Origin of the sequence: Streptomyces sp. cg35, assembly GCF_050410835.1 — a bacterium.
Lineage (GTDB): Bacteria > Actinomycetota > Actinomycetes > Streptomycetales > Streptomycetaceae > Streptomyces.
This window is the reverse complement of record NZ_CP191268.1, coordinates 2,922,403-2,945,125: the sequence shown is the minus strand read 5'-3', so window position 1 is coordinate 2,945,125 and position 22,723 is coordinate 2,922,403. Positions and strand designations below refer to the sequence as shown.

The following is a 22,723-nucleotide window of genomic DNA, read 5'->3' as shown; positions in this document are numbered from 1 at the left end:
GACGTGCGGCGGCGAGGCTGGAGGGCAGGAGCGAGAGGAGTCCACCGTGATCGTCACGCTGATCATCATCTGCGAGGTCGGCTTCTGGGTACTGCTGGCCGCCGGCCTCGCCCTGCGCTACTGGGCGAGGATGCCGCGAGCGGGCGCCGCGGTGCTGCTGTGCGAGCCGCTCCTGGAGGCGCTGCTCTTCGTCGTCACGGTCATCGACCTCAAGAACGGCGCCGAGCCCGACTGGAAGCACGGCCTGGCCGCCGTCTACATCGGCTACTCGGTCGCCCTCGGCCACTACACGGTCACGTGGGTCGACGTCCGCGTCGCCCACCGCTTCGCGGGCGGCCCGCCCCCGTCGACCCCCAAGTACGGGGTACCGCGCGCGATCCACGAGTGGAAGATCGCCGCGCGCTGGATCCTGGCCGCCCTCATCGCGATCGGCCTGCTCCAGGGCGCCGTCTGGTACGTCGGCGGGGACGGCGACACCGGCTCCCTGGAGCAGTGGCAGCAGCGCATGCTGTTCCTGATCGCGATCAACGTGATCATCGCGCTGAGCTACACGGTGTTCCCGAAGAAGGCGCCGTCCGTGACGCACACCAGGGGCTAGCGCTCACCGCCCGGCACCCACAGCACGTCCCCGACCTCCTTGTTGGCCGTCCGCGCCAGGATGAACAGGAGGTCGGAGAGGCGGTTGAGATACGTCGCCGTCAGCGGGTTCATCGTCTCGCCGTGCACCTCGAGCGCCGCCCACGTCGAGCGCTCCGCCCGCCGCACCACGGTGCACGCCTGATGCAGCAGCGCCGCTCCGGCCGTGCCGCCCGGGAGGATGAACGAGCGCAGCTTCTCCAGCTCCGCGTTGAAGCGGTCGCAGTCCGCCTCCAGCTTGTCGACGTAGAACTGCTCGACGCGCAGCGGCGGGTACTCGGGGTTCTCCACGACCGGCGTCGACAGGTCGGCGCCGACGTCGAAGAGGTCGTTCTGGACGCGGGTGAGGACCTTGACGACCTCCTCGTCGAGGCCGCCGAGCGCGACGGCGGTGCCGATGACGGCGTTCGCCTCGTTGGCGTCGGCGTACGCCGAGATCCGCAGATCGGTCTTGGCGGTGCGGCTCATGTCGCCGAGGGCGGTGGTGCCCTTGTCTCCGGTACGGGTGTAGATGCGCGTCAGATTGACCATGCGGCCAGCGTAGTTATGCTCCTGCCCGGCGGAAGACACGTGTGCCCACTGTCACGGCGAGTCCGGCGAAGGCGGCCGCGACCAGCGCGCCGTACAGCATGTGCGCCGTCGCGTACCGGCCGACGTACGCGTCCCGCATCGCGTCGACCAGGTACCGGACCGGCATCACGTGCGAGACCGCGTCCAGCCACCCCGGCGCGAGCGCCATCGGCAGCATCAGGCCCGACAGCAGCATCGACGGCATGGTGACCGCGTTGATGACGGGCCCGAACTCCTGCGGTGTGGCGACCTTCATGGCGAGCGCGTACGACAGCGACGCCAGCGCGACCGTCAGGAGCGCCACGAACGCGAAGCCGATCAGGACACCGGCGAGCGGCGCCCGCAGCCCCATCACCAGCGCGGCGAGCACCAGCAGCACCGCCTGGAAAAGGAACAGCACGGTGTCCCGCAGCACCCGGCCGAGCAGCAGCGCGAGCCGGCTGACCGGCGTCACCCGCATCCGCTCCACGACGCCGTGGTGCTTCTCCAGGATGATCCCGAAACCGCAGAAAGCGGCCCCGAACAGGCCGAGTTGCAGCAGCAGCCCCGGCACCAGGACCTGCCAGGAGCTGCCCGTGTCGCTCAACGGCAGATCGGTCAGCAGCGGCCCGAAGAACAGCAGGTACAGCAGCGGCATCAGGATGCCGAAGAGCATCTGGAACCGGGAGGAGAGCGTCTGCCGGGCGTACCGCCCGAAGATCAGCCGGGTGTCCGAGACGAGGTCGGCGAGGTGGGCGAGGCTCTTCATCCGGCTCACACCGCCACCGGGGTCGTGTCCACCGGCGCCGGACCCCGCCCGGTGATCGCCAGGAAGGTGTCCTGGAGCGTCGCGTCGACCGACCCGCCGTGCGCCAGTTTCAGCGCGCTGGGCGTGCCCTGCGCCGCCACCACGCCCCGGTCGACCACGACGATCCGGTCCGCGAGCGCGTCGGCCTCGTCGAGGTAGTGCGTGGTGAGGAACACCGTCGTGCCGAACTCGGCGCGCAGCCGGCGCACCAGGTCCCACAGGTCGCTGCGGCTGCCCGGGTCGAGCCCGGTCGTCGGCTCGTCGAGGAAGAGGACCGCCGGCCGGTGCGCGAGCCCCAGCGCGATGTCGAGGCGGCGCCGCTGACCGCCGGAGAGCGCGGCGGCCTTGCGGTCCATCAGCTCGGCGAGGCCCAGCGCGTCCGCCAGTTCGTCCGCGCGCGCCACCGCCTGACGCTTCGTGAGGCGGTACAGCCGGCCCTGGGTCACCAGCTCCTCGCGTACGGAGACGGCCGGGTCCACCCCGCCGGACTGGGCGACGTAACCGACCGCGCGCCGCACCCCCGCCGGATCGGTCGCCAGGTCGCAGCCGGCGACGGTGGCCGCGCCACCGGTCGGCGGCAGCAGGGTCGTGAGCATCCGCAGGGTCGTCGTCTTGCCCGCCCCGTTCGGGCCGAGGAAGCCGAGGATCTCGCCGGGTTCGACGCGCAGGTCGATGCCGCGCACGGCGTCGACCGGGCCCCGTTTCGTCTGGAAGGTCCGGGCGAGGCCGGACGCACTGATGACTGCCATGCGGGCCAGAAAAACAGAGTCAGTGAAATTTTGCAATGTCCCCAAAATTTAAGGGAGGCCAGGAACGGCTAGGATCAGGCCCATGGCAGAGGGGCTCAGGGAGCGGAAGAAGCGCCAGACCAGGCAGTACATCTCGGACGTCGCGACCGGGCTCTTCCTGGAACGAGGCTTCGACGCGGTGACCGTCGCGGAGATCGCGGACGCCGCGAACGTCTCCGTGAACACCGTCTACAACTACTTCCCGGCCAAGGAGGACCTGTTCCTCGACCGCTCCAGGGGGGTCGTCGACCGGATGTCCCGCTGGGTGCGCGGCCGCGCCCCGGGCGAGTCCGCGGCCGCCGCCGTCCTGCGCGAACTGCGCGAGGAGATCGAGGCGGTCTCGCCGCGCGTCGGCCTGATGGACGGCTACAGCGCATTCATGCGCGTCGTGCACGCCGCCCCGGCGCTGCGCTCCCGGCTGTGGGCCATCCAGCAGGAGGTCCACGACAACCTGACCGAGACACTGCGCCAGGAGACCGGCGCCGACGCCGACGACCCGCTGCCCGACCTGATCGCCGGTCAGATCGGCTGGGTGCACCAGACCGTCATGGCGGCCATCGGGCGGCGCATGCTCGCGGGCGGCACACCGGCCGCGGTCTCCCGGCACATGCTCGACGTCCTCGACGACATCGAGGAACTCCTGAGCGAAAAGGTGCTCAACTACGCCGTGCGCGACGCCTGATGCCCGCCGTGTGCCGCGCACCGGTGTGATGTCCGTCATTCGAGACGTGACGCGCATCTCTAAGCGGTCACACGGCCCCTCACGGACGCTAAGGTCCGCGAAAGAGCAATGTGAACAGTGGTCGAGCGGTATGCGGGTACGCGGTTAGGGGAGTCGCACGTGGCAGGGAAGCTTGCCGTCATCGGAGCCGGTCTCATGGGATCCGGCATCGCCCAGGTCTCCGCCCAGGCGGGCTGGGACGTCGTCCTGCGCGACGTCACCGACGAGGCCCTCACCCGCGGCACCGATGGCATCAAGGCGTCGTACGACAAGTTCGTGGCCAAGGGCAGGCTGGCCGCCGATGACGCCGAGGCCGCGCTCGCGCGCATCACCACGACCACCGATCTCGACGCGGCCGCCGACGCCGACATCGTCGTCGAGGCCGTCTTCGAGAAGCTCGAGGTCAAGCACGAGATCTTCCGGGCGCTCGACAAGATCGTGCGCGCCGACACCGTGCTCGCCTCGAACACCTCGGCCATTCCGATCACCAAGATCGCGGCGGTCACCGAACACCCCGAGCGCGTCGTCGGGGCGCACTTCTTCTCGCCCGTGCCGATGATGCAGCTCTGCGAGCTGGTGCGCGGCTACAAGACGAGCGACGAAACCCTCGCCACCGCGCGGGAGTTCGCCGAGTCCGTCGGCAAGACCTGCATCGTCGTCAACCGCGACGTGGCCGGCTTCGTGACCACCCGGCTCATCTCCGCCCTCGTCGTCGAGGCCGCGAAGCTGTACGAGTCGGGCGTCGCGACCGCCGAGGACATCGATGTCGCCTGCAAGCTGGGCTTCGGGCACGCCATGGGGCCGCTGGCCACCGCCGACCTCACGGGCGTCGACATCCTGCTGCACGCGACCGGCAACATCTACACCGAGTCCCAGGACGAGAAGTTCGCGCCGCCCGAGCTGATGCGCCGGATGGTTGACGCCGGTGACATCGGACGCAAGAGCGGGCAGGGCTTCTACAAGCACGCCTGAGACAAGCAAGGCTGACACCGTGTCACCCCTGAGGGTGAATTCGGTATCGGTTCGCTTACAGACGGCAACTTCTGGCCCTCCGAGCCAGTCAGTTCCAGTGACATACACAGATCACCCGGATCACATGACCACCTGAGTACCCGAGTACTTCTGCTTTCACGGGGAGCGCATATGCACATCAGGGGCGACCACGTCGAGCTGGTCGTCGGGGGCCGCCTCGACGTCCGCAGCGCGGCGGACGCCCGTACGGTCCTGCACACCGCCGTCGACGACGGACACGGTGACCTGGTGCTCGACCTGTCCGAACTCGACTCGTGGGACGCGACCGGACTCGGCGTCATCATGGGCGCCCACCGGCGCGCGGGCCGCTGCGGACGCCGGCTCGTGCTGCGCGGGGTGCCGCCCCAGATGCAGCGCCTGCTCGTCGCGACCCGGCTGCACCGCATCCTGGCCATCGAGGGCGGCATCGGCGTCGAGTCGCTGCCGCGCGTCTGAAGCACACGCGCACGGGCCGCGGGGATGAATGCTTCCTTCCTGTCGGAAGCGACCACAATCCTCACGAGACTGTGACGTCTCGGACCGCGCGGTACCCCGCGTGTTCGTAGATACTGTGCGAAGGTCTAGGGTTCGCTCGCCCGCGGAATCATCACGAACCCGCCGCGCGGGGACCGGACCAGAAGCGACAGCGCAGTGTGCACAGGCCGGGAGGGGCAAGGGGCACACCACGCTTTTGGGGGGCTTTGACCATGGACCCGATGAACCGGGGACCGGAAGATTTCAGCCAGGAACGGCGCGACGACGTGTCCGGAAGCGGTGGCCGCCAGCGCCCGCCGCGTGACCCGCTCACGCCCGATTTCGGACAGCCGTCGCCCGCGCTCGCACGCACCGTGCAGCTCGTCTCCGGCGACTACCTCCTGACCGTCAACCCTGTCGACGGCAGCGAGATCGAACCCTGCCCGCCGGGCGAGCGCCCCGGCAGGCCCGTCAAGTACGACGCCACCGAGCGCATCGAGCTCGCGCGCGCCGCGCGACCGCCGCTGCCGCCCGGCCCCGCACTGCCCCGGCTGCCGCTCCTGGAGCGACAGGAGGAGCGCGAGCGCCTCGTCCGGCTCCTCGCGCGCGGCCGGTCCGTACGGCTCACCGGACCGTCCGGCTCCGGGCGCACCGCCCTGCTCGACCAGATCGCCGAGGACTGCCTCGACATCGCGCCGGACGGCGTCGTCCGCCTGTCCGGACACCGGCGCTCGGCCGACGACCTCCTGTACGACCTGTTCGGCGCCGTCTACAACGCGCCGCTGCACCGCCCCGACCGCGCCCTGCTGCTCGAACTCGTCCACGAGATCGGCGCCGTCGTCGTCCTCGACGACCTGGAGTTCGGCGGCGCCGCGCTCGACGAACTGCTCGAAGCGACACCCGAGTGCGCCTTCCTGCTGTCGGCGACGCCCGATGTCGCCGCGCCGTCCGCCGACTCCCACGTCGAGGAGGTCTTCCTCGCCGGGCTCGGCCGCGGCAGCAGCCTGGAGCTCCTGGAGCGGGCCGTCGGCCGCGTCCTCACCGACGACGAGGCGCAGTGGGCCGGCGACCTCTGGTTCGAGTCCGAGGGACTGCCGCTGCGGTTCGCGCAGGCCGGAGCCCTGCTGCGGCAGCGCGACCTGCTCCGCGCCGACCCCACCGCCTTCGACGCGTTCGGCTACTACGAAGGACCCGATGCCGCGCCGGTCGACGCGCCCTTCGACGCCGACGACGGCCACGACGTACCGCTGCCCTCGCTCGCCGACGGGGCCGCGCCCGCCGCGCTGCTCGCCGCCCGGCTGAGCGAGTCGGCCCGCGCCACCCTGCGGTTCGCCGTCGCGCTCGGCGGCGAGATCCCGCACCAGGCGCACCTGCCCGCGCTCGTCGGCGACACGCACGCCGACGCGGCGCTCTCCGAGCTCGTCTCCTGCGCGCTCGTCACCGCGGTCGGCGGCCGCTACCGCCTCGCGTCCGGCGTGGCGACCCAGCTGGAAGCCGCCGGGTACGGCGACGGCATCGTCGAGCGCACGGCCACCGCCGCCCGGCACTACGCCTGGTGGGCCGGACACCCGTCCGTCGGACCCGAGCGGGTCGCCGCCGAGGCCGACGCGGTGCTCGCCGCGCTCACCGGCCTCGTCCCGTCGACCACACCGCCCGTCGAAGGCGAGACCAGCGCCTCCGTGGAGCTGGCCCGCGCGGCCGCGCCCGCGTTCGCCGCGGGGCTCTCCTGGGGCGCGTGGGAGCGCGCCCTGCGCTCCGGCCAGGAGGCGGCCCGGCTCGCCGGCGAGGTGCCCGAAGAGGCCTATTTCCACCACGAGTTGGGCATCCTCGCGCTGCTCGGCGGGAACCTCGACCGGGCCCGCGCCGAACTGGAGGCCTCCATCGCCCTGCGCGGCGCCCTCGCCGACAAGCGGGGCACCATCGCCGGGCGCCGGGCTCTCGCGCTCGTCGCGGACCGCTCGGGCGGCGCGCTGCCCGGCGGGCGCACGCCCGCCGGTGAGGAAGTCCCGGACGCCATGTACGAGGAGTCGGCGTCGCCGCCCGGCGGCGTCCCGGCCGCGTACGCCCTGCCCGAACCGCCGCCCGCCCCGGACCCGCTGGTGACCCGGCAGGCCCCCGTCACCGCGCCGACGATCGTCGGCGGCAAGGTGCCCACGCGGAAGTCGATCGTCAGCGGCACCCGGCGCAATCTGGTCGCGGCCGGTGCCGGCGCCCTGCTCGCCGCCGTGCTCGGCACGGTCGTGACGCTCGGCGCCACGTCCAGCAACGACGAGCCGCCGTCCGACCAGGTCAACACCAACCCGTCGGCGACGGCGGGGGAGAACGGCGGCGACCTGGGCGCCGACAAGGCCGATCAGGGCGGCGGCGACAGCGGCGGCTCCGACGACGCGGGGGCCGAGCCGAGCGATCCCGGCGAGGACGGGATCCCGGGCACGGCCGACGACCCGACGCCGTCCACGAGCGCCAGCGGCACGCCGTCGGACGACCCGACCGGCTCCAAGAAGCCGGACGACCCGACGAAGTCGCCCACCAAGTCGCCCTCGAAGCCGCCGACCAGCAAGCCGCCGACCTCGAAGCCGCCGACGAGCAAGCCGCCGACGTCGTCCGAGCCGCCGGAGACCTCCGAACCGCCGGAGACCTCCGAGCCGCCGTCGCCGCCGGAATCGTCGCCGGACACGTCCGACTCCGCCAGCAGCCCGGTCAGCAGCGCGCCGGTGAGCAGCAGCGCGGCGGACTCGCCGAGCGCGAGCGGGGCCACGTCGGTCATGTGACCGCGTGCGAACGCCGGAGGGGCTGGACGTCTGTCCAGCCCCTCCGGCGTTCGCGTGCTGTCAGAACAGCCGGAGCTTGTCGTCCTCGATGCCCCGCAGGGCGTTGTAGTCCAGGACGGCGCAGCCGATGCCGCGGTCCGTGGCGAGCACGCGGGCCTGCGGCTTGATCTCCTGCGCGGCGAAGACACCGCGGACCGGGGCCAGATGCGGGTCGCGGTTCAACAGCTCCAGGTAGCGCGTGAGTTGCTCCACGCCGTCGATCTCGCCGCGCCGCTTGATCTCGACCGCGACGGTCTGCCCCTCGGCGTCCCGGCAGAGGATGTCGACCGGGCCGATCGCCGTCATGTACTCGCGGCGGATCAGCGTGTAGCCCTCGCCGAGCGTGTCGATGCGGTCGGCGAGCAGCTCCTGAAGGTGCGCTTCCACGCCGTCCTTGATGAGGCCCGGATCGACACCGAGCTCGTGCGAGGAGTCGTGGAGGATCTCCTCCATCGTGATGATGAGCTTCTCGCCCGCCTTGTTGATGACGGTCCAGGTGCCGGCCTCGTCCCCGGTCCCCTCCTTCAAGGTGCACGGAGGCGACATCCAGTTGAGGGGCTTGTAGGCCCGGTCGTCCGCGTGGATGGAGACGCTGCCGTCCGCCTTCACGAGGATCAGGCGGGGGGCCGACGGGAGATGGGCGGTGAGCCGGCCCGCGTAATCCACGGAGCAGCGGGCGATGACAAGACGCATGGTCGGCAACGCTACTCGACGCTCACTGGTCCACGCGATTCGCCCCAATAGACGTGCGTTCGTTATTGGCCGGTTGTGTGCGAACGAGGCGCTCCACGCCCTGTTGCCGCCCCGTCGCGTTGCATACCGTAGATGCAGGAGGTCGCGGCGCGTGCACGCTGCGTGTTCGGAGGGTGGTACGCCCGTGGGCTCCTGGCCTGTCCGTCAACCCCCGCTCCGCGGGGGTGCGAGAGGAGAACCCATGTCGCTCGACGTCTCACCGGCACTGTTGGAACAGGCCGAGCGAGGCGAGGTTGACGAAGCGGAATTCGTCGACTGCGTCCGGACCTCCCTGCCCTACGCGTGGGAGATGATCAGCTCCCTGGTGGCCCAGCTGAAGGTCGACGGCGGAGAGTTCGCCGACAACCAGACGCCGCCGCCGGACGAGCAGGCACGTGGGCAACTGCTGCGTGCGCTCGCGAGCGACGCGATACGTGGCGCGCTGCAGAGGCACTTCGGTGTGCGCCTGGCGTTCCAGAACTGCCACCGGGTCGCGGTGTTCCCGCAGGACCCGTCGGTGGACGACACGCTGGCCCGCTTCACCTCGGTCCGCAACCAGCTGCTCAACCAGTCGCCGGAATTCCGTGACTGCTGACGGCTGAACCGGAATGCCTGCCGTCCCGTACGCGGGAGGTGCATCTGTACGGGACGACAGGCATCGCGGGTCAGGACCCTTCTGGATCAGCCGAGTTGAGATCAGCCGAGTTGAGGAAGCACCTCGGCACCGAGCCGCCGCACGTTCTCCTCCGTCGTCGCGAGGTCCCCGGAGCCCTCGACGAGAAGCGCGAAGCGTGTGATGCCCGTCCGCTCGGACGTGGCGGCGAGCCGGTCCGCGCACAACTGCGGGGTGCCGACCGGGTGCAGGGAACACAGCAGCTCCGTGTACGCGAGAGGGTCCCGCATCGCCCGCGCGCGTCCGTCCACCGTCACATGGGCGTCCAGGCCCTGCTTCAGCCAGCCCGGCATGGCCTTCAGCAGCGCCTCTGCGGCCTCCGCGTGGCGGTCGCCGATCTGGGCGACACCGGCGGAGACATGGGGCGCCCCGAGTATCTCCTCGGACGAGCGGCCGGCCTCGCGCGCGCAGCGCCGCCACAGAGCGACCATCTCGGCCTTCTCCTGGTCGCCGATGTGCATGCCCAGTAGCATCGGCAGACCCCGCTCCGCGGCGAGCCGCACGCTCTTCGGCGACGTACAGGCGACGACGACCTCGGGCCCCGCCGGATCCGTCTCGCCGATCGCCTCCGCGGGGCGCGGGACGACGGGCACCTCCCGGAAGGCGAACCGCTCTCCCTCGCTCGCCACCCGGGCGTCGCGCAGCCAGCGCAGCAGCAGGTCCAGGGAGTCCGGGAACCCCTGCTCGTACGCCTCGATGCCCGCGCCGAAGACCTCCAGGTCGACCCAGGGCCCACCGCGGCCCACGCCCAGCGAGAACCGCCCGCCGGAGGTCAGGTGCAGCAGGGCCGCCTGCTCGCCCAGGGCGACCGGATGGGCCGTCGGCAGGACGCTCACCGCCGTGCCGACCCGCAGCGTGCGGGTGCGGCCGAGCAGCAGCGCGGCCAGCGTGATCGCCGACGGGCAGGTCCCGTACGGCACGAAGTGATGCTCGGCGAGCCATGCCGAGTCCAGGCCGGCCTCCTCGGCGACCTCGGCCGAACGCACTGCCCGGTGCAGCGCCTCCCCCTGCCCCTGCCCCGGGAACTGGGCTGCCAGTACAAACGTTCCTACGCGCATCGCACTCCTGCCTTCCTTGGTGCCGACGCAGGCACTCCCCCTGAAGGCATTAACGGCTGGCAAGTGCCAAAGACACGGCCTGGCATGAAGATTGGCAGATTTTCCGCAGAACCTCGGTGCGGGTGCGCAGGAGGCGGCGGGCCGGTGCCCCGGTGACCTCGGCGTAGGCTGGACATGCCCCCCTACCGCGTACACACCCCCAAGAGGTGAGCCGTGTCCCCGCGTCGCAACCGCCCCAAGGCCGGCGGATCGTCCGCCGGCAGCAGCGAGGACGAGGGGAGGCGCTACGGCGGGTTCCAGTCCACCGAGCACTGGCAGGGCGAGGAGTGGTGCGTGCGCCACGTGGCGGGCGCGAGCGCGGCCGGCAAGACGTACCGCTGCCCGGGCTGCGACCAGGAGATCGCCTCCGGGGTCGCACACGTCGTGGCGTGGCCGCAGTACGGGGGAGTGGACGACCGGCGCCACTGGCACAAGGCGTGCTGGAACGCGAAGGACCGCCGCACCACGAAGGTGCAGCGGTCCCGGAACGCGCCGCGCTACTGAAGCGCGCAACCGCCTTACACGTCGCGGTTGTTGAGCGAGAGGAACGCGCCGCCCAGCGCCACGACGACGAGCCCGGCCATGATCCACAGCGGGTCCCAGCCGGACGGGCCCGAGCCGCCGGCCACCGAGTTGTCGTAGAGCACGGCGAGCTGGCTCGGGATCGAGTACTCGAACAGGGCCTGCTGCAGGTCCTTGAGCGAGTCCGAGAACATGAACATCGCGAGCACCAGCGGCAGCAGCACGACACCGATCATGATCGTGATGGCGCCCGCCGAGTGCCGCACCAGCGTGCCCACGGCGAGCCCCAGCAGCCCCAGCAGCGCCACGAACAGGCCGACGCCGACGGTCGCCTTGAACCACTGCGAGCCGCTCGGCGAGTCCACGCCCAGGATGCCCACCTGGAGCGCGGCGACGAGCGCCGCGAGCACGGTGGTCAGCACGAAGACCAGAGCGAAGAAGACGATGGCCTTGGCGGCGAGCACCCGGCTGCGGCTGGAGCAGGCGGTCATCGTCGTACGGATCATGCCCGTGCCGTACTCCGACGCGATGGTCAGGACGCCCAGGGTCATCACACAGATCGTGCCGAGGAGCACGCCGAAGAAGCCGAAGCTGAGCACCTCCTCCGGGCGGGGCTGCGCGGTGTCGGCCGCGGCGACGACGGCCGCCGAGGCCAGACCGATGCCGACCATCAGCAGGATCATCACGCCGAGCGTCCACATCGTGGAGCGCACCGAGCGGATCTTCGTCCACTCCGAGGCGAGCGCGTCGCCGAGGTGCGCGCGGCGCACGGGGATCGGCGAGGCGTACGAGCCGGCCGCCTGCCAGCCGGGCGTCGCCGGAGGCTGCTGCGGGGCGGCGTAGGGCGGGGGCGGCGTGCTCATCGGGCGTCCTTGTCCATGGTCGGGGCGGCGGCGGGCGGCTGAGGCGCGGGAGAGGCCGCGTACGGGTTCTCGGCCGGAACCTGCTGGGGCTGCGCCTGGGGCGGCGGCGGGGCGTACCAGCCCGGCTGGCCCTGCCCGGCCACCGGCAACTGCTGCGGCGCCAGCACGCCCGGCGGCAGCGGCTGCTGCAGGCCCGCCCGCTGGTCCGTGGTCGAGCGGTAGTCGACGGCGCCCTGCGTCATCCGCATGTACGCCTCCTCCAGCGACGCCTGGTGCGGCGACAGCTCCCACAGCCGCACGTCGGCGTCGTGCGCCAGGTCGCTGATCCGCGGCAGCGCCAGTCCGGTCACGCGCAGCGCGCCGTCCTGCTCGGGCAGCACCTGGCCGCCGGCCTCGGTCAGCGCCGCGCTCAGCTTCTCGCGGAGCTGCGGCTCGGTGTCCGGGGTGCGCACGCGCGCGAACCCCGCCGAGTTGTGGGCGATGAAGTCCTTGACGCTCATGTCGGCGAGCAGCTGGCCGCGGCCGATGACGATCAGGTGCTCGGCGGTGAGCGCCATCTCGCTCATGAGGTGCGAGGAGACGAAGACCGTGCGCCCCTCGGCGGCGAGCGACTTCATCAGGTTCCTGACCCAGAGGATGCCCTCGGGGTCCAGGCCGTTGACCGGCTCGTCGAAGAGCAGCACCTGCGGGTCGCCGAGGAGCGCGGCGGCGATGCCGAGCCGCTGGCCCATGCCGAGCGAGAAGCCGTTGGAACGTCTCTTGGCGACGTCCTGGAGGCCCACGACGCCGAGCACCTCGTCGACGCGGCGGGCCGGGATGCCGGCCAGCTGCGCCAGGCACAGCAGGTGGTTGCGGGCGGCCCGGCCGCCGTGCATCGCCTTGGCGTCGAGCAGCGCCCCGACCTGGCGCGGCGCGTTCGGCAGCTGCTTGTACGCGTAGCCGCCGATGGTCACATGACCGGTGGTCGGCCGGTCGAGGCCGAGGATCATGCGCATCGTCGTCGACTTGCCAGAACCGTTCGGTCCGAGGAAGCCGGTGACGGTTCCTGGCCGTACCTGGAAGGAAAGGTTGTACACGGCCGTCTTCGCGCCGTAGCGCTTCGTCAGGCCGACTGCCTCGATCATTCTCCGCACCCATCGGAAGTTTCTGAAAGGTTCAGGACGTCGGGGCACACGCCCCCGTAAGGGTTAGGAGGATATCCGGGCGCTGACGGTTCCGGCCAAGAGTGGGTAAAGGGTTCAGTGGGCCTGGAGCAGCCGTGTGCCCCGTTCCCGTACGTCGGCGGAGGCGGCCGCCCGGCGCACCCAGTCGGCCGGGGTCGGCCCGAGCAGCGCCCGCAGCGCCGCGGAACCGGCCATGAGGGTGCTCAGCAGCTCCGCCTGGTCGCCGCCGCCGGGCCGCGGGGCGCCCGTGCCCGGGTCGTGCAGCACGCCGTGCTCGCTCACGTAGAGCTGGATCCCGGGCAGCGGGGCGTCCGCGAGCGGCGTCCTGCGGTAGTTCGGCAGCTCGGTCGCGTCGACCGCCGCCAGCTGGGCCGCGTCGAGCCAGGAGACGACGAGTGTGCGCTCCTCGCCGGGCGCGACGTACGGGGCCGCCGCCACGTACCCGTTCCGCCCGATGTGGGCGGAGCAACCGATGCCGACGCCGCGGACGCGCAGCGGGACCATCGGGACGGCCACGGGCGGGCCCAGCCGGCCGAGCTTGTACGCGACCTGCGCCGGGGAGGCGTTGGAGCCGACGGCCAGGACGGGCGTGCGGGCGGAGGTGCCCGGCAGGCCGGTGCCGGCGAGCACGTCGTCGAGGGGACCGCGCCCCGCGACCGTCCAGCGGGCCGGGTCCGGATCCCGTACGTCCAGATCGAGCAGTTCGTCGCCGAGCAGCAGGGACGGGGCGGGGACCGGCCGGCCCGGGTAGCTGAGCGGGGCCAGGGCGGGGACGGTGTCGTAGCCGAGGGACGCGAGGGTGCGGCAGGGGTCGGTGAGCGCCATAGAGCGGCAGGTTAGACCCGGGGAGCGCTACGCATCCCGCTTCTTCAGCAGCACGTACCCGACGAACAGCGCCGCGGCCACCCACACCAGCAGGATCGCCAGGCCGCCCCACGGCCCGTACGGGGCGTCGTCGTTCGGCGGTGTCACCACCTGCATGATCTTCAGGCCCGCCTGGTCGGGGAAGTACTGGGCCACCTTCTTCGTCGCCGACACGTTGCCGAGGATGGGGGAGACCAGGAAGAGGAACGGCATGAGGATGCCGAGCGCGAGCATGGGGGAGCGGAGGATCGACGCGACGCCCATGGAGAACATCGCCATCAGCGTCATGTAGACGGCCGCGCCGAGGACCGCGCGCAGCACGTTCGGCGAGCCCAGGTCCGTGCTGTGGTCCCCGAGCATCGCCTGGCCGAGGAAGAACGCCGCGAAGCTGGTGACCAGCGAGACGCCGAGCGCGAGCAGCGCCGCGACCGCGACCTTGGAGAAGAGGAACGTGCCGCGCTGCGGGACCGCGGCCAGCGATGTGCGGATCATGCCCGTGCTGTACTCGCTCGCCACCACCAGGACGCCGAAGACGACCAGCGCCAGCTGGCCGAGGGTGAGCCCGGAGAAGGCGATGACGGTCGGGTCGAAGGTCAGCTTGTCCTCGGCGGACAGGTTCTTGAACTCGTTCTTCGACAGCGCGCTGATCAGCATGCCGAGCCCGACGGAGACGATGACGGCCAGACTGAGCGTGAGGGCCGTCGAGTTCACCGACTTGATCTTCGTCCACTCGGACCGGAGGACCTGGGCCGCGGCCATCTCAGGCCCCCTTCCCGTCGTTGTTCCGCTGCTGCCAGCCCGCACCCCAGCCCGGCCCGGGCCCGGCCGGTGGGGGCCCGGCCTGCGGGGGTGCGCCGGAGTGCGCGTGGTACTCGACCGACTCGGCCGTCAGCTGCATGAACGCCTCTTCCAGCGATGCCTGCTGGGGACTCAGCTCGTGCAGGACGAGCTGGTGGCTCGCGGCGAGTTCGCCGAGCTGCTCGGGGGAGCCCCCGTCGACCTCCAGGCAGCCGTTGCCGGACTCGACGACGGTGATCCCGGCTTCGTGCAGGACGTCGAGGAGCCGCTCGCGCTGGGGCGAGCGCAGCCGGACGTAGCTGCGGGAGTTCTGCCGGATGAAGTCCGCCATCGAGGTGTCGGCGAGCAGGCGGCCCTGGCCGATGACCACCAGGTGGTCGGCGGTGAGCGCCATCTCGCTCATCAGGTGCGAGGAGACGAAGACCGTACGGCCCGCTCCCGCCAGGGACTTCATCAGGTTGCGGATCCAGTGGATGCCCTCGGGGTCGAGCCCGTTGACCGGCTCGTCGAACATCAGGATCTGCGGGTCGCCGAGGAGCGCGCCCGCGATGCCGAGCCGCTGGCCCATGCCGAGCGAGAAGCCCTTGGCCTTCTTCCTGGCGACCGCCGTCAGGCCGACCGTGTCCAGGACCTCGGCCACCCGGCGCTTGGGGATGCCGTTGGACTGGGCGAGGCACAGGAGGTGGTTGTAGGCGCTGCGGCCGCCGTGCATCGCCTTCGCGTCGAGCAGCGCGCCGATGTACTGGAGGGGGTTCTTCAGCTGGGCGTAGCGCATGCCGTCGATACGGACCGTGCCGGCCGACGGATTGTCGAGCCCGAGCATCATCCGCATCGTGGTGGACTTGCCCGCGCCGTTCGGTCCCAGGAAGCCGGTGACGATGCCGGGCCGCACCGTGAAGGTGAGGTTGTTGACGGCCGTCTTCTCGCCGTAGCGCTTGGTCAGCCCCTCTAGCTCGATCATGCGGCCACGCTAAAACGGGCAAAAGCCCCCTGCCACTTAGACGTGGCAGGGGGCTCCTGTGCTGCTGAGTGTCCTAGCGGGACTGCTGTGCCGGAACCCCACGGGAGATGGGCTCGTCCTCGGCAGGCGCACCGGCGGCGGCCACCGCCGCACCGGTCAGCGTCGCCAGCATCTCGCGGACGTTCGTCAGCTGGGCGTTGATCGAGTCGCGGCGGTTCGTCAGCGCCGCCAGCTCGCGCTCCGATTCGCTGCGGATCCGGTCCGCCTTGGCGTTGGCGTCCGCCACGATGTCCTCGGCCTGACGCTGGGCCGTCTCCACCGTCTGGCGGGCCCGGCGCTCGGCGTCGGTGCGCAGCTTCTCGGCCTCCAGGCGCAGCTGCTCGGCCCGGTGCTCGATCTCCGCGAGACGCTTCTCGGCCTTGGCCTGACGCGAGGCCAGGTCGCGCTCGGACTGCTCGCGGCGCTTGGCCAGGTTCGTCTCGAAGTCCGCGGCGGCCTGGGCGGCCTTGGCGCGGGTCTCCTCGAAGAGGGCGTCCGCCTCCTCGCGCTTGGACTGCGCGTCCTTCTGCGCCTCGGTGCGCAGCGCGGTCGCCTCGCCCTTGGCCTTCTCGACGATCCGGACGCCCTCGTCCTCGGCCTTGGACTTGCGCTCGGCGGCGAACGACTCCGCGTCGTTGCGCACCTGCTGGGCCGCCGACTCGGCGAGCTCGCGGTGCTGCTCGGCGGCGCGGCGGGCCTCCTCGCGCAGGTCCTTCGCCTCCTCCTCGGCGAGGCGGAGGATCTTCTCGACGCGGGCGCCGAGCCCGGCGTACGACGGCTCCGCGTCGTTCACCTGGGCCTGGGCGTTCTGCGTCTCGAGGTGGAGTTCCTCGATGCGCTTTTCCAGAGCAGTGATACGGGCCAGAGCGCTGTCACGGTCGGAGACGAGCTTCGAAATGCGTTCGTCCACCTGAGCGCGGTCGTACCCACGCCGCACAAGCTCGAAGCCGTAGGGGGAAGTGTCGCTCATGGGGTTCCTGTCGAATGAGACCGGTGAGGTGATAGAGGGAATCCTAGGGGTCAAAGCGGCGTGTCATCGAGCAGATGCCCGTTTGATCTGGAGAATGACACCCCTTTTGAGTGGCGTAGCGGCGGAGTGCTTGCCAGATGAAGGGCCGAAGGTCCTTACCAAGCACGCCAGTTGCCTTCCTGGCTAGCCCTCTGCTCCCTTGCCACTCGAACGTGTGGATCCTGCCGCGGCGCCCGCCTTGACGCCACCGTCCTTGCCCCCGCCGCCGGACGGCGTCTCAAAAGACTCCAACGCCTCCAGGACGTCCTGGACACGGGAGATCTCGGCATTGATGTCCTCGCGGCGCCGGACCAGCACGTCGAGCTCGTGCTGACCCTTTTCGATCATGCTCGCGGACTCGGCCTCGGCATCGGCCTTGATCTTTTCCGCCTCGCGCGTGAGCTCGGCCTTTTTCTGCTCGGCTTCCTTGAGCAGCCCCTCGGCCTTCTTCACCGCGGCGATCCGGACCTTACCGGCCTCCGAATTGGCGTCGTTCAGCAGTTCCTTGGCCTTGGCCTGCGCCTCGGCGAGCTGCTCCTCCGCGGCCTTGACCAGGGCGTCGCAGCGCTCTCCCGCGTTGCGCATGGCCTCCGACGACTCGCGCCGGGCCCGCTCGTGCAGCTCCTCGATCTCGCCCGTGATGCGGTCGCGCAGCTCCTCGGAGCGCTCTCTTATCTGCGTCGCGTCCCGGCGGGCACCGACGAGCAGCTCGTCCGCGTCCGTACGGGCCTTCTCCACCAGCGCGTTGCCCTCGACGGTGCCCTCGGCGACCAGCCGCTCGGCCTCGGTGCGGGCCGCGCCGACCATCGTGTCGGCCTGCGCCTCCGCGTCCGCGGTCGTCTTCTGCGCCGCCTCCTGCGCCTCGCGGGTCAGCTTGTCGGCCTCCGCGGCGGACTCCGTGATGAGCTTGTCGACCTGCTCCGCGGCCTCCGTACGCCGCTTGTTGGCGTCCTTGCGGGCCTCGTCCAGGGTCTGATCGGCCTCGTCCCGCGCGGCCGACGTGATCCGCTCGGCCTCCGCCGCGGCGTCCGCCTTGACCCGCTCGGAGTCGCTGCGGATCCGCTCGGCGTGCTGCTGCGCGGAGCCGACCGTCTCGGCGGCCTCGGCGCGCAGCCGCTCCGCGTCGCCCGTCGCGTCCGAGATCAGCTTCTCGGCCTGGGCCACGGACTCGGTGCGCACCCGCTCCGCCTCGGTGCGGGTCTCGGCCGTCAACTGCTCGGCGGCGGACGTCGATTCGGTGCGCAGCCGCTCGGCCTCGGTGGTCGCGGTACCGACCAGCTCCTCGGCCGTGGCGGTGGACTCGGCGCGGACGCGCTCCGCCTCCGCGTTCGTCTCCGACGTCAGGCGCTCGGCCTCGGCCGTCGCCTCGCCGATGAGGGTGTCGGCCTGCGCGGCCGCGTCGGACCGGATCCGGTTGGCGTCCTCGCGGGCCTCCGCACGGGTACGGGAAGCGTCCTGGTCGGCGGCCGAACGGAGCTCCGACACCTCCGTACGCACCCGCTGGGCCTGCTCGGACGCGTCCGTGCGCAGCCGCTCCGACTCGGTGATCGCCTCCGAGACGGTGCGCTCCGCAAGGGACTTGGCGGCCTCCGACTCGGCGGCGGCCTCGCTGCGGACCCGGTTCGCGTCCTCGGTGGCGCGCTCGCGCTCCGCGTAGGCGTCGGAGCGGACCCGGTCGGCCTCCTCCTGCGCCTCCTGCTTCGTACGCTCCGCCGCGTGCTCGGCGGCGCTGCGCAGCCCGGCGATCTCCTCCTGGGCCTGCTCCTGGAGCCCGGACACGGAGTCGCGGACCTGCTGCGCGGTCTGCTCGGCGGTGGTGACCATCTCGGTCGCCCGCTGGTCCGCCTCCTCGACGAGCCGCGCGGCCTCCGCCTGCGCCTCGTCGACCCGGGCCCGCGCCACCGCGAGGAGCTCCTCGCTCTGCTCGCTGGCCCGCTCGCGCTCCTGGTCGGCCTCCTGGCGGGCGCTGCCGAGCGTCTCCTCAGCCTCGCGGCGCCGGCGCCCGGCCTCCTCCTGCGCGGCGGCCAGCGTCTCGGCGGCCTCCGTGGAGATGCGCTCCGCCGCGTTCCTCGCCTCGGAGCGGATCCGGTCGGCGGACTCCTGCGCCTCCGTCTTGAGCCGCTCGGCCTCGGTGGCGGCCTCCGACCGCAGCCGCACCGCGACGTTCTCCGCCTCGGAGCGGGTCGTCGAGGCGTCCGCCGCGGCCTCCGTGCGCAGCCGCTCGGCCTCCGTCTCGGCCTGCGCCTGCAGCGTCCGAACCCGCTCGGCGGCCTCGGACCTGAGGCGCTCGCTCTCGTCGGCGGCTTCCTTGCGCAGCCGCTCGGACTCCGCGCGCGCGTCGTTCAGCGTCGTCTCCGACGCGGTCAGGCGCTCCTCGGCCTCGGTGTGCAGCCGGGTCAGCTCACGGGCCGCCTCGTCCTGCCGGGCGCTTATGGCCCGCTCGGTCTCCTCCTTCAGGGCCTGCGCGGCGCGCTCCGCCTCGGCCCCGGTGGCCTCCGCCTGCTCCTCGGCCTCGGCGCGGTACCGCTCGGCCTCGGCGCGCGTGCGCTCCAGCGTCTCCTCGGCCTGCTTGCGCAGCGACGTGGCCCGCTCGATCGCCTCGGTGCGGACGCGCTCGCTCTCCGCCGTCGCCGTGGCGCGCAGCTCGTCGCCGTCGGTGCGCGCCTTGGACAGCAGCTGCTCGGCGGTCTTGGCCGCCTCCTCGATCTGCTGGACGGCCTCGCGGCGGGCCTCGGCCCGGATCCGCTCGCCCTCCTCGACGGCCTCGGCGCGCAGCTGCTCGGCCTCGCCGCGCAGCCGCCGTGCCTCCTCCTGCAGCTCGACCGTCTTGGCCCGGTACTCCTTGGTGTCGTCCTTGGCCGCGCCCTTGAGCTCCTCGGCCAGGTCGTGCGCCTCACCGCGCAGCCGGTCCGCCTCGGCCTCGGCCTCGGTGCGGATCCGCTCGGCCTCCTCGGTGGCGGCCCTGGTCGTCGACTTCGCTTCCTCGGACGCCTTGTTGAGCACGTCCTCGGCGGTCCGGGCGGCCTTCGCGAGCTCGCCCGCGGTCTCCTCCGCGGTGACCGTGCGGGCCTTCTCCTTGGCCTCCGCGATCAGCTTCTCGGCCTCGGCCTTGGCGTCGGCGACGACCTGCTCGGCGTCCGTCTTGGTGGACTCGGCCTCCTTGGTGGCCTCCGCGACGAGGCGGGCCACCTGCTCCTTGGCCGTGCGCGTGCGCTGCTCGTTGGCCGACTCGGCGCTCGCGAGCTGCTTGGCCGCGGCCTCCTTGGCCTCGGTCAGGACCTTGTCGGCCTCGGCGCGGGCCTCGCGCAGCGCCGTCTCCGCCTCGGACATCCGCTGCTCGGCGGCGCGGCTCAGCTCGGCGGACTGGCGGCGGGCCTGGTCGGACTCGGCGGTGGTCGAGGAGCGCAGCTGCTCGGCGTGGTCGGTGGCCTCCTGCGCCTGCGTCGACGCGGCATTGAGCAGGCGCTCGGCGTCCTGCCGGGCGCGCGCCAGGATCGCCTGCGCCTGGGCGCTCGCGTTCTCCGCCTCGCTGGTCAGCCGCTGGCGGGCCTCCGAGGCGACCCGCTCGGCCTCCGCGCGGGCCGCGGCGAGCGACTGGTCGGCCTCGGAACGGGACTCGTCGAGCAGCCGTCGGGCCTGCTGCTCGGTGCGGGCCCGCAGCTGCTCGGCCCACTGCACGTTCTCGTTGACGTGGTTCTCGACCGTGCGCCGGCGCTCGGCCAGCTCCTGGTCGAGCTGCTGGCGCCGGTTGACCGCCTCGGTGTGCAGTTCCGCCTGGAGCCGGGACTGCTGTTCGGCGTGCTCCTGGAGGATGCGCTGGGTCTGCGCCCGGGCCTCGCGCAGCTCGCGCTCGGCATCGGCGCGCAGCTGGTCGGCCTGGATCTGGGCATTACGGAGCAGCTGCTCGGCCTGGTAGCCGATGTCCGCCCCGTCGTAGGAAGGCCGGGTCGCGAGGCTGCGCCGCGCCTCGTGCAGCTTGGCGCGCAGCACCTCCACCTGGTAGCCGAGGTCCTCGGCGTGCTGGACGGCCTTCTCCCGCTCGGTCTTCAGCCGGTCCATCTCGGCCTCGAACCGCGAGAGATGGTCGGTCTCAGCCGGCTTCCGGCCGTCCTGGCTCTCGTAGCCCCGCACTGCGCGGTCCCATCCGTCCCCTGGTCGCAAGTACTTCCTTACGAGCTCCGTCCATCCGCCGAACGGGGCCCCCGGGGAATGGTGTCAGATCGAAAACGTCGGCGCCTCGGGCTTGCGGTCTACTGCCCGCCTGGCTGCCCGACTGCTCCGACCCTTTGTCCCCCGATACCCGGACCCCGGCCCACGGCTGCCCCGTCACGTCCGCTTGCACGCGACAGCCGCCCCCCAACCCTACCGGCCCGAGTATGTGGAGGTCAGTGCTCCGCCGACTCCTGTGGGGCGGCAGTGACGAGTTCGGTCAGGACACCGTGGCAGTCCTTGGGGTGCAGGAACGTGATGCGCGACCCCATGGAGCCCCGTCGCGGCTCGTCGTACAGGACGCGTACGCCCTTCTCCCTGATGTCGGCGGCGTCCGCGTCGACGTCCGCCGTACCGAAGGCGATGTGGTGCACGCCCTCGCCGTTCTTGGCCAGCCACTTGCCGACCGCGGAGTCCTCGCGGGTGGGTTCGAGCAGCTGGAGGTAGGAGGCGCCCCCGTCGCTCGTCTCATTGATCTTGAGCATGGCCTCGCGCACGCCCTGCTCCTCGTTGACCTCGGTGTGGAACACCTCGAAGCCGTACGTGGCCTTGTAGAACTCGACGGTCGCGTCGAGGTCGTGGCAGGCGATCCCGATGTGGTCGATTCGCGTCAGCATGCTGTCAGTGCAGCGCGGTCCGGGGTGGTTACGCAACGTGCGCGCGATCACACTTGCCGGGCGATGACGCGCGGCGTACCGCTCAGTACATTCGAGTAAACCCTCGTTCACTCCTCATCTCCAAGGGGCCGTGCCTCATGTCTGGAACGACCGGTACCACCTCAGTGATCGTCGCGGGCGCGCGGACGCCCATGGGCCGACTGCTCGGCTCGCTGAAGTCCTTCTCCGGGGCCGACCTCGGAGGTTTCGCGATCAAGGCCGCCCTCGACCGTGCGGGAATCGGTGGCGACCAGGTGCAGTACGTGATCATGGGCCAGGTGCTGCAGGCCGGGGCAGGGCAGATCCCGGCACGGCAGGCCGCGGTCAAGGCGGGCATTCCGATGAACGTCCCGGCGCTCACGATCAACAAGGTCTGCCTGTCGGGCCTCGACGCCATCGCGCTGGCCGACCAGCTGATCCGCGCCGGCGAGTTCGACATCGTGGTCGCCGGCGGCCAGGAGTCCATGACCAACGCCCCGCACCTGCTGCCGAAGTCCCGCGAGGGCTACAAGTACGGCGCGGTCGAGATGCTCGACGCGATGGCGTACGACGGCCTGACCGACTCCTTCGAGAACATCCCCATGGGTGCCTCCACGGAGAAGCACAACACCCGCCTCGGCATCGCCCGCCCCGAGCAGGACGAGGTCGCCGCGCTCTCCCACCAGCGGGCCGCCGCCGCGCAGAAGAACGGCCTGTTCGAGGCCGAGATCACGCCCGTCGAGATCCCGCAGCGCAAGGGCGACCCGGTCCTGTTCAGCAAGGACGAGGGCATCCGCGCCGAGACGACCGCCGAGTCGCTGGGCAAGCTGCGCCCCGCGTTCGCCAAGGACGGCACGATCACCGCCGGCACCTCGTCGCAGATCTCGGACGGCGCCGCCGCCGTCGTCGTGATGAGCAAGGCCAAGGCGCAGGAGCTCGGCCTGGAGTGGATCGCCGAGATCGGCGCGCACGGCAACGTGGCGGGCCCGGACAACTCCCTGCAGTCGCAGCCCTCGAACGCGATCCAGCACGCCCTGAGGAAGGAGGGCCTGGAGGTCGGCGACCTCGACCTGATCGAGATCAACGAGGCGTTCGCGGCCGTCGCGGTGCAGTCAATGAAGGACCTCGGGGTGTCCTCGGAAAAGGTGAACGTCAACGGCGGTGCCATTGCCCTGGGTCACCCGATCGGAATGTCCGGCGCGCGCATCGTGCTGCACCTCGCCCTGGAGCTGAAGCGGCGCGGCGGCGGCGTCGGCGCGGCCGCCCTGTGCGGCGGCGGCGGTCAGGGTGACGCGCTCGTCGTGCGGGTACCCAAGGCGTAACCGGTCGTTGTCCGTACGGCCCTTCGTACGGCCTTCCGT

General features: G+C 71.6%; 21 protein-coding genes. 8 read left to right on the top strand and 13 right to left on the bottom strand.

Annotation, left to right across the window (positions count from 1 at the left end):
• The first annotated feature begins 46 nt into the window (after positions 1-46).
• Positions 47-598, top strand: coding sequence for a hypothetical protein (locus ACQUQD_RS13405; RefSeq protein WP_428952284.1), 552 nt, complete (start codon positions 47-49; stop codon positions 596-598).
• Here the strand turns inward: ACQUQD_RS13405 and ACQUQD_RS13400 are convergent.
• From ACQUQD_RS13400 to ACQUQD_RS13390, 3 genes are read right to left on the bottom strand one after another with little or no spacing between them, the layout of a single operon-like run.
• Positions 595-1,167 (bottom strand): cob(I)yrinic acid a,c-diamide adenosyltransferase, encoded by a 573-nt coding sequence (locus tag ACQUQD_RS13400; RefSeq protein ID WP_428952283.1) that lies wholly within the window; start codon positions 1,165-1,167, stop codon positions 595-597. The genes ACQUQD_RS13405 and ACQUQD_RS13400 overlap by 4 nt on opposite strands.
• A 13-nt stretch (positions 1,168-1,180) precedes the next feature.
• The gene (locus ACQUQD_RS13395) at positions 1,181-1,954 is read right to left on the bottom strand and encodes an ABC transporter permease (protein ID WP_428952282.1); all 774 of its coding nucleotides are present in this window, start codon (positions 1,952-1,954) and stop codon (positions 1,181-1,183) included.
• A 5-nt stretch (positions 1,955-1,959) separates the two neighbouring features.
• Positions 1,960-2,742, bottom strand: coding sequence for an ABC transporter ATP-binding protein (locus tag ACQUQD_RS13390; RefSeq protein WP_428952281.1), 783 nt, complete (start codon positions 2,740-2,742; stop codon positions 1,960-1,962).
• Positions 2,743-2,824: 82 nt separating this feature from the next.
• On the opposite strand from ACQUQD_RS13390, the gene ACQUQD_RS13385 reads away from it, so the two are divergent.
• The 4 genes from ACQUQD_RS13385 (at position 2,825) to ACQUQD_RS13370 (ending at position 7,758) form a co-directional block, all read left to right on the top strand.
• Positions 2,825-3,463, top strand: coding sequence for a TetR/AcrR family transcriptional regulator (locus ACQUQD_RS13385; protein WP_428952280.1), 639 nt, complete (start codon positions 2,825-2,827; stop codon positions 3,461-3,463).
• 159 nt (positions 3,464-3,622) lie between these two features.
• Positions 3,623-4,474 carry a 3-hydroxyacyl-CoA dehydrogenase family protein gene (locus tag ACQUQD_RS13380; RefSeq protein WP_428952279.1) on the top strand — a complete coding sequence of 284 codons (852 nt, stop codon included), beginning with the start codon at positions 3,623-3,625 and terminating at the stop codon, positions 4,472-4,474.
• Positions 4,475-4,645: 171 nt separating this feature from the next.
• Complete coding sequence (locus ACQUQD_RS13375) at positions 4,646-4,969, top strand: STAS domain-containing protein (protein ID WP_428952278.1); 324 nt, start codon at positions 4,646-4,648, stop codon at positions 4,967-4,969.
• Between the two features lie 251 nt (positions 4,970-5,220).
• Positions 5,221-7,758: an ATP-binding protein gene (locus tag ACQUQD_RS13370; protein ID WP_428952277.1), complete on the top strand. Its 2,538-nt coding sequence runs from the start codon at positions 5,221-5,223 to the stop codon at positions 7,756-7,758.
• A gap of 60 nt (positions 7,759-7,818) precedes the next feature.
• On the opposite strand, the gene nucS is transcribed toward ACQUQD_RS13370, so the two are convergent.
• Positions 7,819-8,490 (bottom strand): endonuclease NucS, encoded by a 672-nt coding sequence (gene nucS, locus ACQUQD_RS13365; protein WP_399066320.1) that lies wholly within the window; start codon positions 8,488-8,490, stop codon positions 7,819-7,821.
• Between the two features lie 241 nt (positions 8,491-8,731).
• Between nucS and ACQUQD_RS13360 the strand changes: the two genes are divergently transcribed.
• Positions 8,732-9,124, top strand: coding sequence for an SCO5389 family protein (locus ACQUQD_RS13360; RefSeq protein ID WP_428952276.1), 393 nt, complete (start codon positions 8,732-8,734; stop codon positions 9,122-9,124).
• A gap of 101 nt (positions 9,125-9,225) precedes the next feature.
• Here ACQUQD_RS13360 and ACQUQD_RS13355 read toward each other — a convergent pair whose 3' ends face one another.
• A complete protein-coding gene (locus ACQUQD_RS13355) occupies positions 9,226-10,260 on the bottom strand; it encodes an LLM class flavin-dependent oxidoreductase (RefSeq protein WP_428952275.1) in 1,035 nt (344 codons plus the stop codon).
• Between the two features lie 213 nt (positions 10,261-10,473).
• On the opposite strand from ACQUQD_RS13355, the gene ACQUQD_RS13350 reads away from it, so the two are divergent.
• Entirely contained in the window at positions 10,474-10,803 is a 330-nt protein-coding gene (locus tag ACQUQD_RS13350) for an ATP/GTP-binding protein (protein WP_428952274.1), read from the top strand.
• Positions 10,804-10,817: 14 nt separating this feature from the next.
• On the opposite strand, the gene ACQUQD_RS13345 is transcribed toward ACQUQD_RS13350, so the two are convergent.
• The 8 genes from ACQUQD_RS13345 to mce all read right to left on the bottom strand — a co-directional run bounded on the left by ACQUQD_RS13345 (position 10,818) and on the right by mce (position 21,344).
• The gene (locus ACQUQD_RS13345) at positions 10,818-11,684 is read right to left on the bottom strand and encodes an ABC transporter permease (RefSeq protein ID WP_428952273.1); all 867 of its coding nucleotides are present in this window, start codon (positions 11,682-11,684) and stop codon (positions 10,818-10,820) included.
• Positions 11,681-12,808: an ATP-binding cassette domain-containing protein gene (locus ACQUQD_RS13340; RefSeq protein WP_428952272.1), complete on the bottom strand. Its 1,128-nt coding sequence runs from the start codon at positions 12,806-12,808 to the stop codon at positions 11,681-11,683. Before ACQUQD_RS13340 ends, ACQUQD_RS13345 begins: the two co-directional genes overlap by 4 nt.
• Positions 12,809-12,922: 114 nt before the next feature.
• Positions 12,923-13,672 (bottom strand): hypothetical protein, encoded by a 750-nt coding sequence (locus tag ACQUQD_RS13335; RefSeq protein WP_428952271.1) that lies wholly within the window; start codon positions 13,670-13,672, stop codon positions 12,923-12,925.
• A gap of 27 nt (positions 13,673-13,699) precedes the next feature.
• Positions 13,700-14,470 (bottom strand): ABC transporter permease subunit, encoded by a 771-nt coding sequence (locus ACQUQD_RS13330; RefSeq protein ID WP_428952270.1) that lies wholly within the window; start codon positions 14,468-14,470, stop codon positions 13,700-13,702.
• Position 14,471: 1 nt separating this feature from the next.
• A complete protein-coding gene (locus ACQUQD_RS13325; RefSeq protein WP_428952269.1) occupies positions 14,472-15,470 on the bottom strand; it encodes an ABC transporter ATP-binding protein in 999 nt (332 codons plus the stop codon).
• 73 nt (positions 15,471-15,543) lie between these two features.
• Complete coding sequence (locus ACQUQD_RS13320) at positions 15,544-16,479, bottom strand: cellulose-binding protein (RefSeq protein WP_018535394.1); 936 nt, start codon at positions 16,477-16,479, stop codon at positions 15,544-15,546.
• Between the two features lie 183 nt (positions 16,480-16,662).
• Complete coding sequence (gene scy, locus ACQUQD_RS13315) at positions 16,663-20,649, bottom strand: polarized growth protein Scy (RefSeq protein ID WP_428952268.1); 3,987 nt, start codon at positions 20,647-20,649, stop codon at positions 16,663-16,665.
• A gap of 254 nt (positions 20,650-20,903) precedes the next feature.
• Positions 20,904-21,344, bottom strand: coding sequence for a methylmalonyl-CoA epimerase (gene mce, locus ACQUQD_RS13310; RefSeq protein ID WP_428952267.1), 441 nt, complete (start codon positions 21,342-21,344; stop codon positions 20,904-20,906).
• Between the two features lie 137 nt (positions 21,345-21,481).
• Here mce and ACQUQD_RS13305 point away from each other — a divergent pair, with 137 nt between their 5' ends.
• Entirely contained in the window at positions 21,482-22,684 is a 1,203-nt protein-coding gene (locus ACQUQD_RS13305; protein ID WP_428952266.1) for an acetyl-CoA C-acetyltransferase, read from the top strand.
• Positions 22,685-22,723 lie beyond the last annotated feature (39 nt).

Excerpts from the sequence above, each read along its gene's own strand:
- ACQUQD_RS13320 (WP_018535394.1), bottom strand. The coding sequence starts at position 16,479 with ATGAGCGACACTTCCCCCTACGGCTTCGAGCTTGTGCGGCGTGGGTAC.
- ACQUQD_RS13355 (WP_428952275.1), bottom strand. The coding sequence starts at position 10,260 with ATGCGCGTAGGAACGTTTGTACTGGCAGCCCAGTTCCCGGGGCAGGGG.
- ACQUQD_RS13335 (WP_428952271.1), bottom strand. The coding sequence starts at position 13,672 with ATGGCGCTCACCGACCCCTGCCGCACCCTCGCGTCCCTCGGCTACGAC.
- nucS (WP_399066320.1), bottom strand. The coding sequence starts at position 8,490 with ATGCGTCTTGTCATCGCCCGCTGCTCCGTGGATTACGCGGGCCGGCTC.
- ACQUQD_RS13330 (WP_428952270.1), bottom strand. The coding sequence starts at position 14,470 with ATGGCCGCGGCCCAGGTCCTCCGGTCCGAGTGGACGAAGATCAAGTCG.
- ACQUQD_RS13360 (WP_428952276.1), top strand. The coding sequence starts at position 8,732 with ATGTCGCTCGACGTCTCACCGGCACTGTTGGAACAGGCCGAGCGAGGC.
- ACQUQD_RS13370 (WP_428952277.1), top strand. The coding sequence starts at position 5,221 with ATGGACCCGATGAACCGGGGACCGGAAGATTTCAGCCAGGAACGGCGC.
- ACQUQD_RS13305 (WP_428952266.1), top strand. The coding sequence starts at position 21,482 with ATGTCTGGAACGACCGGTACCACCTCAGTGATCGTCGCGGGCGCGCGG.
- ACQUQD_RS13400 (WP_428952283.1), bottom strand. The coding sequence starts at position 1,167 with ATGGTCAATCTGACGCGCATCTACACCCGTACCGGAGACAAGGGCACC.
- mce (WP_428952267.1), bottom strand. The coding sequence starts at position 21,344 with ATGCTGACGCGAATCGACCACATCGGGATCGCCTGCCACGACCTCGAC.
- ACQUQD_RS13385 (WP_428952280.1), top strand. The coding sequence starts at position 2,825 with ATGGCAGAGGGGCTCAGGGAGCGGAAGAAGCGCCAGACCAGGCAGTAC.
- ACQUQD_RS13345 (WP_428952273.1), bottom strand. The coding sequence starts at position 11,684 with ATGAGCACGCCGCCCCCGCCCTACGCCGCCCCGCAGCAGCCTCCGGCG.
- ACQUQD_RS13395 (WP_428952282.1), bottom strand. The coding sequence starts at position 1,954 with ATGAAGAGCCTCGCCCACCTCGCCGACCTCGTCTCGGACACCCGGCTG.
- ACQUQD_RS13325 (WP_428952269.1), bottom strand. The coding sequence starts at position 15,470 with ATGATCGAGCTAGAGGGGCTGACCAAGCGCTACGGCGAGAAGACGGCC.
- ACQUQD_RS13340 (WP_428952272.1), bottom strand. The coding sequence starts at position 12,808 with ATGATCGAGGCAGTCGGCCTGACGAAGCGCTACGGCGCGAAGACGGCC.
- ACQUQD_RS13375 (WP_428952278.1), top strand. The coding sequence starts at position 4,646 with ATGCACATCAGGGGCGACCACGTCGAGCTGGTCGTCGGGGGCCGCCTC.
- ACQUQD_RS13390 (WP_428952281.1), bottom strand. The coding sequence starts at position 2,742 with ATGGCAGTCATCAGTGCGTCCGGCCTCGCCCGGACCTTCCAGACGAAA.